Annotated in this window: 12 protein-coding genes; 10 read left to right on the plus strand and 2 right to left on the minus strand. The window is 64.0% G+C overall.

The window, feature by feature from the left end; genetic code table 11:
• Window positions 1-47 precede the first annotated feature (47 nt).
• On the plus strand, window positions 48-1,058 hold the full coding sequence (gene gap / locus BGRAMDRAFT_RS26130; RefSeq protein ID WP_006051892.1) for a type I glyceraldehyde-3-phosphate dehydrogenase: 1,011 nt from the start codon (window positions 48-50) through the stop codon (window positions 1,056-1,058).
• 121 nt (window positions 1,059-1,179) lie between these two features.
• Here gap and BGRAMDRAFT_RS26135 read toward each other — a convergent pair whose 3' ends face one another.
• Window positions 1,180-1,875 (minus strand): FadR/GntR family transcriptional regulator, encoded by a 696-nt coding sequence (locus BGRAMDRAFT_RS26135; protein WP_006051893.1) that lies wholly within the window; start codon window positions 1,873-1,875, stop codon window positions 1,180-1,182.
• A 228-nt stretch (window positions 1,876-2,103) separates the two neighbouring features.
• Between BGRAMDRAFT_RS26135 and BGRAMDRAFT_RS26140 the strand changes: the two genes are divergently transcribed.
• The 3 genes from BGRAMDRAFT_RS26140 (at window position 2,104) to BGRAMDRAFT_RS26150 (ending at window position 5,269) form a co-directional block, all read left to right on the plus strand.
• A complete protein-coding gene (locus BGRAMDRAFT_RS26140) occupies window positions 2,104-3,432 on the plus strand; it encodes a C4-dicarboxylate transporter DctA (protein ID WP_006051894.1) in 1,329 nt (442 codons plus the stop codon).
• A gap of 275 nt (window positions 3,433-3,707) precedes the next feature.
• Entirely contained in the window at window positions 3,708-4,718 is a 1,011-nt protein-coding gene (alc, locus tag BGRAMDRAFT_RS26145) for an allantoicase (protein ID WP_006051895.1), read from the plus strand.
• Between the two features lie 14 nt (window positions 4,719-4,732).
• Window positions 4,733-5,269: an ureidoglycolate lyase gene (locus tag BGRAMDRAFT_RS26150; RefSeq protein WP_006051896.1), complete on the plus strand. Its 537-nt coding sequence runs from the start codon at window positions 4,733-4,735 to the stop codon at window positions 5,267-5,269.
• A gap of 148 nt (window positions 5,270-5,417) precedes the next feature.
• Here BGRAMDRAFT_RS26150 and fur read toward each other — a convergent pair whose 3' ends face one another.
• On the minus strand, window positions 5,418-5,846 hold the full coding sequence (fur, locus tag BGRAMDRAFT_RS26155) for a ferric iron uptake transcriptional regulator (RefSeq protein ID WP_006051897.1): 429 nt from the start codon (window positions 5,844-5,846) through the stop codon (window positions 5,418-5,420).
• A gap of 158 nt (window positions 5,847-6,004) precedes the next feature.
• Between fur and BGRAMDRAFT_RS26160 the strand changes: the two genes are divergently transcribed.
• From BGRAMDRAFT_RS26160 to BGRAMDRAFT_RS26185, 6 genes are all read left to right on the plus strand, one after another.
• Window positions 6,005-6,835 (plus strand): outer membrane protein assembly factor BamE, encoded by an 831-nt coding sequence (locus BGRAMDRAFT_RS26160; protein ID WP_006051898.1) that lies wholly within the window; start codon window positions 6,005-6,007, stop codon window positions 6,833-6,835.
• A gap of 198 nt (window positions 6,836-7,033) precedes the next feature.
• Window positions 7,034-7,831 (plus strand): 4-hydroxy-tetrahydrodipicolinate reductase, encoded by a 798-nt coding sequence (dapB, locus tag BGRAMDRAFT_RS26165; protein ID WP_044021887.1) that lies wholly within the window; start codon window positions 7,034-7,036, stop codon window positions 7,829-7,831.
• Between the two features lie 33 nt (window positions 7,832-7,864).
• Window positions 7,865-8,584, plus strand: coding sequence for a MotA/TolQ/ExbB proton channel family protein (locus BGRAMDRAFT_RS26170; RefSeq protein WP_006051901.1), 720 nt, complete (start codon window positions 7,865-7,867; stop codon window positions 8,582-8,584).
• A gap of 20 nt (window positions 8,585-8,604) precedes the next feature.
• Entirely contained in the window at window positions 8,605-9,078 is a 474-nt protein-coding gene (locus BGRAMDRAFT_RS26175) for an ExbD/TolR family protein (RefSeq protein ID WP_006051902.1), read from the plus strand.
• A gap of 154 nt (window positions 9,079-9,232) precedes the next feature.
• Window positions 9,233-11,824 (plus strand): leucine--tRNA ligase, encoded by a 2,592-nt coding sequence (leuS, locus tag BGRAMDRAFT_RS26180; RefSeq protein WP_006051903.1) that lies wholly within the window; start codon window positions 9,233-9,235, stop codon window positions 11,822-11,824.
• Window positions 11,825-11,915: 91 nt separating this feature from the next.
• A complete protein-coding gene (locus BGRAMDRAFT_RS26185) occupies window positions 11,916-12,470 on the plus strand; it encodes an LPS-assembly lipoprotein LptE (RefSeq protein ID WP_006051904.1) in 555 nt (184 codons plus the stop codon).
• Window positions 12,471-12,494 lie beyond the last annotated feature (24 nt).

The raw sequence follows: 12,494 nt of genomic DNA on the forward strand, positions 1-12,494 counted from the left end.
GTCAGACGGAACATCGACGTATTTTTTCAGCCATCAGGAGATAGACCATGACGATTCGCGTCGCAATCAACGGCTACGGCCGGATCGGCCGCAACACGCTGCGCGCCTTCTATGAAAACGGCAAGAAGCACGATATCGAAATCGTCGCCATCAACGATCTCGGCGATGCCAAGACCAACGCCCACCTCACGCAATACGACACCGCGCACGGCAAGTTCCCGGGCGAAGTGTCGGTGGACGGCGACTACCTGGTTGTGAACGGCGACAAGATCCGCGTGCTGGCCAACCGCAACCCGGCTGAGCTGCCGTGGGGCGAGCTGAACGTCGACGTCGTGATGGAATGCACGGGCTTTTTCACGACCAAGGAAAAGGCAAGCGCGCACATCAAGGGCGGCGCGAAGAAAGTCATCATCTCGGCGCCGGGCGGCAAGGACGTCGACGCAACGATCGTCTACGGCGTGAACCACAACGTGCTGAAGGCATCGGACACGGTCATCTCGAACGCTTCGTGCACGACGAACTGCCTCGCGCCGCTCGTCAAGCCGCTGAACGACAAGATCGGCCTCGTGAACGGCCTGATGACGACGATCCACGCGTACACGAACGACCAGGTTCTGACGGACGTCTATCACGAAGACCTGCGCCGCGCGCGCTCGGCCACGCATAGCCAGATCCCGACCAAGACGGGCGCTGCTTCGGCGGTCGGCCTCGTGCTGCCGGAACTGAACGGCAAGCTCGACGGCTACGCGATTCGCGTGCCGACGATCAACGTGTCGGTGGTCGATCTGTCGTTCATCGCCGCGCGCGACACGACGGTCGAAGAAGTCAACGCGATCATGAAGGAAGCGTCGCAAGGCGCGCTGAAGGGCATCCTCGGCTATAACGACGCGCCGCTGGTGTCCATCGACTTCAACCACAACCCGGCTTCGTCGACGTTTGACGCTACGCTGACCAAGGTGTCGGGCCGTCTCGTGAAGGTGTCGAGCTGGTACGACAACGAGTGGGGCTTCTCGAACCGCATGCTGGATACGGCGGTTGCGCTCGCCAACGCGAAGTAAGGTTCGAGGCTTCGCTCGGGCCGCCGGAGTTGCGCCAGCGGTTCGTCCCGCGCAACATTCCGGCGCAAAAGCCGACGCAGAAGCCACTGCCGCTCCAAAGCCGCTCTACGGAGCGGCTTTTTTACGCCTGCGGAGTCGGGAAATAGACGCCGGCGCGCTGCGCGGCGTTCGAAATATGCGTCTCGATGGCTTTGCCCGCCGCGGCTGAATCGCGTGCCTTGAGCGCGTCCAGAATCGCGCGGTGCTCGGTGTAGGTCGACAGCACCAGTTCGCGCCGGTAAAACGGCATGCGCTGGCTTTCCTTCATGACGTCCGCGCTGCTGCTCAGAATCGACTCGATCGCGGCGTTGCCCGCAATGTTCACGATACGCATGTGAAAGTCGTAGTCGAGGCGCGCGGCCTCGTCGAGTTCGTCGCACGCGAGCGCCGTCTGCATGGCCGTGATGTTTTCCTCGAACCAGACGAGGTCGGAATCGCTGACGGCGAGCGCCGCCATGCGCGCGATAAACCCTTCCAGCGCGTAGCGCATCTGATAGGTGTCGGGCAGCGAAGACTGCGCGGCAAAGCGCCAGGACTGCGCCGCCGCCGACGCCTGCGCGCGCTCCACATACACGCCCTTGCCAGGCCTGATCACGAGCAGCCCGAGCGCCTCGAGCGTGGACAGCGCCTCGCGCAGCGACGCGCGGCTGATCGCGAGTTCTTCCGAAAGCTGGCGCTGCGCCGGCAGCAGGCTGCCCACCGGATAAACGCCCGCTTCGATCCGCTCGCGAATGGTCGCGATGGCGGCATCGGTGACGGTGTGCGGGACATTTTTCATCGGAATTCACCTCGAAGCGCGGTCTGACCGGCATTGTAGTACGCGGCCCGAAGAACGTGGAATTAACGGCGACCAAGCTGCGTCGCGAACCGCACAAGCGAGCGACACAGCGCGGGTAAACACCGTTTCAAGACGCCTTGACGTCAGTATATCGGCTTCCTACTATCCACCATAACAGATCTGGTCGGACCAGTCTGAACAGATGGACATCCACCTCAGGAGGAAGCCGTGCTGAAGTTTCTCAATTCGCTGTTTGGCCGGGTCGTCATAGCGCTTCTGATCGGCGTCGCGATCGGCGCGCTTTACCCGCAGTTCGCGCAATCGCTGCGTCCGCTCGGCGACGGCTTCCTCAAGCTGATCAAGATGGTGATCGGTCCGATCGTGTTTTGCGTCGTGGTGAGCGGCATGGCGCACGCGGGCGATCTGCGCAAGGTCGGCCGCGTCGGACTGAAGGCGGTGATCTACTTCGAGGTGATGACGACGATCGCGCTCGTGATCGGCGCGGTGCTGGCCTACGCAACGCGTCCTGGCGCCGGCATGAACATCGACCTGCATTCGCTCGACCCGGCCTCGCTCTCCACCTACACGGAGCACGCGAAGAGCCTGAAGGACACGGCCGGTTTTCTGCTGAAGATCATTCCGGACACCGCGTTCAACGCGTTCGCCACCGGCGACATTCTGCAGATTCTGGTCTTTTCGGTGCTGTTCGGCTCGGCGCTTTCGTTGCTCGGCAGCAAGGGCCAGCGCGTGGGCAGCATGATCGACGAACTCGCGCAGGTGTTCTTCCGCGTGATGGGTTTCATCATCAAGCTGGCGCCGCTCGGCGTGCTCGGCGCGATTGCCTTTACGACCGGCAAGTACGGCGTCGAGTCGCTCAAGCAGCTCGGCATGCTGGTGCTCGTGTTTTACGCGAGCTGCGTCGTGTTCGTGGTGGTCGTGCTGGGCGTCGTCATGCGGCTCGCGGGCTTTAGCATTTTCAAGCTGATCCGTTACCTGCGCGAAGAGTTGTCGATCGTGCTCGGCACCGCTTCTTCCGATGCCGTGCTGCCGCAAGTCATGCGCAAGCTCGAATGGATGGGCGTGAAGGATTCGACGGTCGGTCTCGTGATTCCGACCGGCTACTCGTTCAATCTCGACGGCTTTTCGATCTATCTGACGCTCGCGGTGCTGTTCATCGCGCAGGCGACCAACACGCCGCTTTCCACGCACGATCTGATCGTGGTCGTGCTGGTGTCGCTCGTGACGTCGAAGGGCGCGCACGGCATTCCCGGCTCCGCGATCGTCATTCTGGCGGCGACGCTGTCCGCGATTCCGGCGATTCCCGTGCTTGGGCTCGTGCTGATTCTTCCCGTCGACTGGTTCGTCGGCATTGCCCGCGCGCTGACCAACCTGATCGGCAACTGCGTGGCGACGGTGGTCGTCGCCGTGTGGGAGAAGGACATCGACCGGGCGCGCGCGCATCGCGTGCTGAATGGCGATGCGGATTTCCGCTATGTCGCCGGCGGCGAGGAAGCTGCTGTCGAACCGGTAAGCGGTCACAGCGCCCCCGCTGTTTGAGGGCGGCTTTAAGGGCAGTACGAAGGGCAGCACAAATGGCGGCGCGAATGGCGGCGCGTGGCGAGACCTCGAAGCGAGCCACGCCGCCTCGCGCCGGCCGGTTTGGCCAGGCCGCGGGCAGAGCCACCGCTCGCTACCGTTGCTGTCCGCGAAACCCGCTCGCACGTTTGCCTGACGCTTCGCAATCCCACGCCCCGACGCCGCCCGCTTTCTCCGCCGACAAACCCGCTGGACCGCCGGCGCATCTCCAACTTCACGTCGCTTGACTGCAAACCATGGCTAATCCGATCCTCGACCCGAACGCTCCCGCTTTCACCCGCCGCTACATGAATCTCGCCGACCCGCGGCTCGGCGCAAAGGCGCTCTTCGCCAGCGACGAATTCTTCGCGCCGAAAGAACGCATGCTCGATCCGCAGCCGGCGGTATTCATCCCCGGAAAATACGACGACCACGGCAAGTGGATGGACGGCTGGGAAACCCGCCGCAAGCGCACGAGCGGCCACGATTTTTGCGTGATCCGCCTCGCGCGGCCGGGCGTCGTGCACGGCGTCGATCTGGACACGAGCCACTTCACCGGCAATTTTCCGCCGGCGGCGTCGATCGACGCCTGTCACGCGGACGGCGACGTGCCGCCCGACAATGCCGACTGGCAAACGCTGGTTCCCGCGACGACGCTCCAGGGCAATCAGCACCATTACGTCGAAGTGAACGACGCGCGTGCCTTCACTCACTTGCGCGTGAACCTGTACCCGGACGGCGGCCTCGCGCGTTTGCGCGTGTACGGCCACCCCAGGCGTGACTGGGAACGCGTGGAGCGCGGCGCGCTGCTGGACCTCGCGGCGATTGAAAACGGCGCGTATCTGGTCGCCGCCAACAACCAGCATTTCGGCCCCGCCTCGCAGATGCTGATGCCCGGCCGCGGCGTCAACATGGGTGACGGCTGGGAGACGCGGCGCCGCCGCGAGCCGGGCAACGACTGGGCGATCGTCGCGCTGGCGCGGCCGGGCGTGATCCGCAAAATCGAAGTGGATACCGCGCATTTCAAGGGCAATTTCCCGGACCGCTGCTCGTTGCAGGCCGCGCGCGTCATCGGCGGGACCGACGATTCGCTCGTTACGCAAGCGATGTTCTGGCCCGTGCTGCTCGATGAGCAGAAGCTGCAGATGGATCACGTACACACGTTCGCGGACGGCCTCGCGTCGCTCGGGCCGGTCACGCACGTGCGTTTCAATATCTTCCCCGACGGCGGCGTGTCGCGGCTGCGCCTGTGGGGCGAGATCGCGTAAATGGAGCGTCACGCATGAAGACCCCGGAAGCGGCTTTGAAACCCACATTGCAACTGCAGCGTCTGACGCGCGAGGCGTTCGCGCCGTTTGGCGACGTGATCGAACTCGAAGGCGCGCGTCATTTTCCGATCAACGGCGGCACGACCGAGCGCTATCACGACCTCGCGCGCGTCGACGTGGCGGACGACGGCGGGCGGCCGCTCGTCAACCTGTTCCGGGCGCAGCCGCATGCGTTGCCGCTCGACATCGCGATGATGGAGCGGCACCCGCTCGGCAGTCAGGCTTTCATTCCGTTGACGCCGTGCCGCTATCTGATCGTCGTCGCGCCGGCCGGCGAGCTCGATTGCACGCAGATGCGCGGCTTCTGGACCGACGCCTGGCAGGGCGTCAATTATGCGAAGGCCGTCTGGCATCATCCGCTTCTCGTGCTTGATCGCGTGAGCGATTTTCTCGTCGTCGATCGCGGCGGTGAGGGGCGCAATTGCGACGAGCAGATGTTGCTGCAGCCGTGGCGGCTCGTGTTCGCGGAGAGCGTCGAAATACCGGCGTAAGCGCTGAAGTAAGCAAGTGAAATGCAGTAGCGCAACGCACCGCTTTTCATTCGACGAAAAAATGGCCCGGCCGATTCACCACCGGCCGGGCCATTCTGTGCTTATCGCTTAACTTCCGACCGCGCCCCCCGACACGGCCGATACCACGTCAATGCTTGCGATGCGGGCAATTTTCCTTCGTGCAGGCACCGTACAGCGCCAACGCGTGTTCCTGCAGCTTGAAGCCGCGTTCCTTCGCAATGGACTGCTGACGATTCTCGATTTCCGAGTCGAAAAACTCTTCCACGAGGCCGCAATCGAGGCACACCAGATGGTCGTGGTGCGACCCTTCGTTCAGTTCGAACACCGCCTTGCCCGATTCGAAATTGCTGCGCGACAGCAGGCCGGCCTGCTCGAATTGCGTCAGCACGCGATACACGGTGGCAAGACCGATATCGAGCTCTTCGTGCAGGAGATTGCGGTACACGTCTTCGGCCGTCAGGTGACGGACGGGGCTGTGCTGAAAAATCTCAAGGATTTTGAGGCGCGGAAGGGTCGCCTTGAGCCCGATATTCTTGAGATCGGTTGGATTGGTCATGACAAGGGATCCCTAGAGTACAATGCTGGGCTCTCATAGTAATGTGTTTTTGCCGTTCTGGTCATCTTCGATGGAATGAAACTCGCGCGGCTCGTCAGCGGGCCCGCACGGTGAGTGAAATGATTTCAAAATCTCAATTGATCTACCGGGGGAGCCGCATGCGGGGTACCTTGATCGCTGTTGCGGCTGTCGCGATTCTCGCAGGATGTTCCACGTACGACAGCCTCACGCAGCGGATTGCTCAAAGCATCACGCCGTACCGGATTACCGTTGTGCAAGGCAACTTCGTCTCGAAAGAAGCTGCTTCGCAAATGCAGGTGGGCATGTCGCGCGCGCAGGTGCGTCAGTTGCTCGGCACGCCGCTTCTGGCCGACATGTTCCACGCTGACCGCTGGGACTACGTGTTCTATTTCAAGCGCGGCTCGACCAACGTCGTGCAGCAGCGCGACTTCATCGTCCTGTTCGCCGGCGACCGCGTCGCGAGCTGGAGTGGCGGCGAAGATCTGCCGTCGAACCTCGAACTGCTCGCCGAAATCGACGGCGACAAGCGCGGCAAGAAGGCAGCGGTGCCTAACGTAGCAAGCAGCGCTGCGGGCGCAAGTGCGCCGGTCGCCGCTGCGGCCCCGGTCACCGTGGACACCACGCGCTCGCCGTCCGTCGAGGGTGCAGCGGCCGCCGCCGCGCCGTCCACGGATGCGAACGCCGAAGCCGCACAAGCCGCCAATCGTGCGACGAATGCCGTGCAGGCGCCGTCGCGCAATACGCGCTCGTCGGTGCGCTCAACGGCGCCAACCGCGAATGCCGGCGGCGTGCCGCCGCAAGGCGCCACGTCCGCTGGTCAGCCGCAGTTCCAGTTCCATCGTCCGCCGCCTCCCGCGCCGTCGTCGCAGGACAATCCGGTCGGGCCGAGCGGTTCGTCGCAAAGCGGCAGCAGCCCGACGTACAACGCACCGTTGACCGCGCCGTCCACTTCGGGAACGAGCCAGTAATATCGTTGTCCTTGTTTTAAGACGGTAGCCGCGCAAGCGCCCCGCTGCAACGCGACTTCTTGCGTTGCGTCGGACCAAGCCAGGTTGCGCGGCGCCGTCCGGTTCTCTGCTGTTCCAGTCATGCGCGGCGCGAGGGCGTGCTGCCCGCCGCCGCTTTTGCCCGCGCTTGCCGGGCCGTTCTTTCGAACCCTCGTAGCCATGAAAATTGCGATTGCTGGCGCATCGGGCCGTATGGGCCGCATGCTCATCGAAACGGTTCTTAACGATTCCGACGCCACGCTGTCCGGCGCGCTCGACCGCCCGGGCTCGCCGCAACTCGGTCAGGACGCCGGCGCTTTTGTCGGCAAACAGACGGGCGTCGCGCTGACGGACGACATCGAGCGCGTGTTCGCCGAGTCCGACTATCTGATCGACTTCACGCGCCCGGAAGGCACGCTCGTGCATCTCGAAGCGGCGCAGCGCCACAACGTGAAAATGGTGATCGGCACGACCGGCTTCGACAACGCGCAGAAGGCGCAATTGCGCGCCGCGGCGGACAACGTCGCGATCATGTTCGCGTCGAATATGAGCGTGGGCGTGAACGTCACGCTGAAGCTGCTCGAATTCGCGGCGAAGCATTTCGCCACCGGCTACGACATCGAGATCATCGAGGCGCATCACCGTCACAAGGTCGACGCGCCGTCGGGCACCGCGCTCACCATGGGCGAGGTGATCGCGAATGCGCTAGGCCGCAATCTCGACGACTGCGCCGTCTACGGCCGCGAGGGCGTGACGGGCGAACGCGATCCGTCCACCATCGGCTTTTCGGCGATTCGCGGCGGCGACATCGTCGGCGATCATACGGTGCTGTTCGCGGGCATTGGCGAGCGGATTGAAATCACGCACAAGTCGGCGAGCCGTCTCTCGTACGCGCAGGGCGCGCTTCGCGCCGTGCGTTTCCTCGAAGGCCATCAGACCGGCTTCTTCGACATGCAGGACGTGCTCGGCTTGCGCTAGGCACAGTCCGGCACATTCTTTCGGCGAGGCCAGATGGCAGGCGGCAGCGGCATCATCCATTACCTTCAAACGAGCGACGCGATCACGCATGGCGTCGCCTATGTGCTGTTGGCGATGTCGGTGGCGAGCTGGTGCTTTCTGATCGTCAAGAGCTGGGTGCTCGTGCGCGCGAAACGCCAGGCGACGCGCGCGATTGCGCGCTTCTGGCAGGCGCCTACGCTCGCTGAAGGCGTCGCCGCACTGAAGCGCGCCGACCGCGAGCGCGTCTTCTCGCCGCTCGCCGAAGCGGCGCTCCATGCCGCCGAGGTCGATATTCCCGGTGCGTTGCTCGCGCGCGTCGAGCGCGGCGAGCGGGTGCTGAGAGCACTGCGCCAGGCGCTTAGCGCGTCGCAACGGCGGCTCGAATTCGGGCAAGTGCTGCTGGCCTCGGTCGGCAGCACGGCGCCTTTCGTCGGGCTGCTCGGCACTGTGTGGGGCATTTATCACGCGCTCGGCAGCATCGCGGCGAGCGGGCAGGCACAGATCGAAAACGTCGCGGGCCCGGTCGGCGAGGCGCTCATCATGACTGCCTTTGGCCTCGTGGTCGCGATTCCTGCGGTGCTCGCGTACAACGTGCTCGGGCGTCTCGTGCGGCAGTTGTCGGAGGAACTCGACGGCTTCGCGCACGATCTGCACGCGTACGTCTGCGCGCCCGCCGGCCAGCCACAAGCGCCGCTGCGTGGCCAGCAGGCCGCCGCTCAGCAAGCTCACTGAGCGCGCGGCGAGGAGGCGACATGGCATTCGGCGGACTCGAGAAAAAGCAGACGGCCGCGCCGATGGCCGAGATCAACATGACGCCGTTGATCGACGTGATGCTCGTGCTGCTCGTGATCTTCATCATTACCGCGCCTTTGTTCACACACGCTATCCGGCTCGATCTGCCGAAGGTCGCCGCGGCGCCGGCGCGCGAAACGCCGCAAACCATTTCGCTTTCAATCGACGCCGCGGGCAAGCTCTACTGGAACGGCAGCCTCATCACGCTCGACCAGATGCGCGCCCGCTTCGCGCAGGCAGCGAAAGCGGCGGACGCGAGTGAAGCCGTGCAGAACGGCGACGCCGGCAAAGCGACTGGCCAGCCCGAAATCCACCTGCACGCCGAGCGCAACACGCGCTACGAGGTGATCGCGCAGGTGATGGGCGCCGCGCAGCAGGCCGGTCTCGAGCGGATCGGCTTCGTGACGGACCCGCCGCCGGCCGCGCGGCAGTAAGCGCGCGGCTTCAGAGCGCGGCGCAGCCGTCCGCGAACGGTATAATCAGCCCTTTCCCCCGCAGAAGGGGAAACGACGCCATTTCATCCAGCAAAAGCACCAAAGCAGCATAGCGGCCGGTGCGGAAGCACCGAACCCAGCGACCCATCACACCATGCACGAAAAATACGTTCCCTCCGACGTCGAATCCGCCGCGCAAGGGCAATGGCGCGCCATCGACGCGTACAAGACGACGGAAACCACCGACAAGCCCAAGTTCTATTGCGTCTCGATGCTGCCGTATCCGTCGGGCAAGCTGCACATGGGGCACGTGCGCAACTACACGATCAACGACGTGATGTACCGCTATCTGCGGATGAACGGCTACAACGTGCTGATGCCGATGGGCTGGGACGCGTTCGGCATGCCTGCGGAAAATGCCGCGATGGCCAACAATGTGCCGCCGGCCAAGTGGACCTACGACAACATCGCTTACATGAAGAAGCAGATGCAGTCGATGGGTCTCGCGATCGACTGGTCGCGCGAAGTCGCCACCTGCAGCCCCGACTACTACAAGTGGAACCAGTGGCTGTTCCTGAAGATGCTGGAAAAGGGCATCGCGTACAAGAAAACCGGCACCGTCAACTGGGACCCCGTCGATCAAACCGTGCTCGCGAACGAGCAGGTGATCGACGGCCGCGGCTGGCGCTCGGGCGCGCTCGTCGAAAAGCGCGAAATCCCGATGTACTACATGCGCATCACGCAGTACGCGGACGAACTGCTGAACGATCTCGAAGGTCTCGGCTGGCCCGAGCGCGTGAAGATCATGCAGCAGAACTGGATTGGCAAGAGCTTCGGCGTGAACTTTGGCTTCCCGTATGAAATCGACGGCGAACAGAAGCTGCTGCGCGTGTTCACCACGCGCGCCGACACGATCATGGGCGTGACGTTCTGCGCGATCGCCGCCGAGCATCCGCTCGCCACGCGCCTCCTGAAAGACAAGCCGGAACTGCAGGCTTTCATCGACGAATGCAAGCGCGGCGGCGTTGCCGAAGCCGACGTCGCGACGATGGAAAAGAAGGGCATGGCCACCGGCTTCTACGTCACGCATCCGCTGACGCAGGAACGGGTCGAAGTGTGGATCGGCAACTACGTGCTGATGAGCTACGGCGAAGGCGCGGTGATGGGCGTGCCGGCGCACGACGAGCGCGACTTCGCGTTTGCGAAGAAGTACGGTCTGCCGATCAAGCAGGTGGTGGCGGTCGAAGGCAAGGAATTTTCGACAGACGCGTGGGAAGAATGGTACGGCGAGAAGACGGGCACGCTCGTCAACAGCGGCAAGTACGACGGCCTCGATTACGAACAGGCGGTGGACGCGATCGCCGCCGACCTGAAAGCGCTCAGCCTCGGCGACAAGCAGATCACGTGGCGTCTGCGTGACTGGGGCGTGTCGCGCCAGCGCTATTGGGGCACGCCGATTCCGATCATCCATTGCCCGAAGTGCGGCGACGTGCCGGTGCCGGAAAAAGATCTGCCGGTCGTGCTGCCTGAAGACCTCGTGCCGGACGGCACGGGTAATCCGCTCGCGAAGTCCGAAGCGTTCGTGAACTGCGCCTGCCCGACTTGCGGCGGCGCGGCCAAACGCGAAACCGACACGATGGACACGTTCGTCGATTCGTCGTGGTACTTCTACCGCTACGCGTCGCCGGATGCGAAGACGATGGTCGACGAGCGCACCGATTACTGGGCGCCGATGGACCAGTACATCGGCGGTATCGAGCACGCGATTCTGCACCTGTTGTACTCGCGCTTCTGGGCCAAGGTGATGCGCGACCTGGGTCTCGTCAAGTTCGGCGAGCCGGCCAGGAACCTGCTCACGCAGGGCATGGTGCTCAACGAAACGTACTATCGCGAAGACGCGACGGGCAAGAAGACCTGGTACAACCCGGCAGACGTGACCGTCTCGTTCGACGACAAGGGCCGCCCGGTCGGCGCCGTGCTGAACTCGGACGGCGAGCCGGTCGTGCTCGGCGGCGTCGAGAAAATGTCGAAGTCGAAGAACAACGGCGTCGATCCGCAATCGCTGATCGATCAGCACGGCGCGGACACCGCGCGTCTGTTCGTCATGTTTGCCGCGCCGCCCGAGCAGCAGCTCGAATGGTCGGGCTCGGGCGTGGAAGGCGCGAGCCGCTTCCTGCGCCGCGTCTGGAATTTCGCTCAGGCGAACGAAGCCGCGTTGCGCGCGGGCGGGCAGTTCGACGCCGCGCAACTCGGCGACGCCGACAAACTGCTGCGCCGCGAAGTCTATAGCGTGCTGAAGCAGGCCGACTTCGACTACCAGCGTCTGCAGTACAACACGGTCGTGTCGGCCGCGATGAAGATGCTCAACGCGCTCGACAGCGCGAAGGGCGCGCTGCCGGGCGTACTGCGCGAAACGTACAGCGTGATGCTGCGTGTGCTGTATCCGGTCGTGCCGCACCTGACGTTCCAGCTCTGGCAGGAACTCGGTTATGCCGACGAATTCGGTTCGCTGCTCGACGCGCCGTGGCCGAAGGTCGACGAAAAAGCGCTCGAGCAATCGGAGATCGAACTCGTGCTGCAGGTGAACGGCAAGGTGCGCGGCGCGCTGACGGTGGCGAAAGACGCGTCGCGTGAATCGATCGAACAGCTCGCGGCCGCGCATGAAATGGTCGCGAAGTTCAGCGAAGGCAAGGCGCCGAAGAAGATCGTCGTCGTGCCGGGCCGTCTCGTGAACGTGGTCGTTTGACGACACAGCAACACCTGCCGGCCGGCAACGCGCCGCCTCGCGCGGCGTCGTTTGCCGAGCGCCGGGAATCCACTGCGAACCAGGAGCCAATGTGACTCGCAGATCGCTTTTTGTAACGCTGGCTTGCAGCGTATTGATGTTGTCCGCATGCGGCTTCCAGTTGCGCGGTCAGCAGGACTATGCGTTCAAACGCCTCTTCATCGCGGGCGGCTCGCCGGCCGCGGGCGCGCGGCTCACGCGCATGGTGCAGGGCGGCAGCGACACGGTGGTGGTGAAGTCGGTTGCCAACGCGGACGCGACGTTGCAAATCACCGAAAGCCGCGGCACGAGCACGCTGACGCTGAATTCGCTGGGCGTCGTCTCCGAGTATCAATTGAACCTTGCGATGAACTACACGCTGATCGGCAAGGACGGCACCATGCTGATTCCGCCGAGCGTGATCGCGCTGAACCGCGCGATGACCTATAGCGACAAGTACTCGCAGGCGAAGACCGCCGAGTCGGAAATCCTTTTTGCCGACATGGAAAACGACGCGATCGACCAGCTCACGCGACGTCTGTCGAGCGTGCGTTCGATGCATCCGGCGCCGGGCGAGCAGGTGCCGGGCGTCGTGCCGCGCGCGCCGTTGCCGCCGCCGCCGCTGTGAGCGGCGGGCACGTCGACCTGACCG

Origin of the sequence: Paraburkholderia graminis C4D1M, assembly GCF_000172415.1 — a bacterium.
Taxonomy (GTDB): Bacteria; Pseudomonadota; Gammaproteobacteria; order Burkholderiales; family Burkholderiaceae; genus Paraburkholderia; species Paraburkholderia graminis.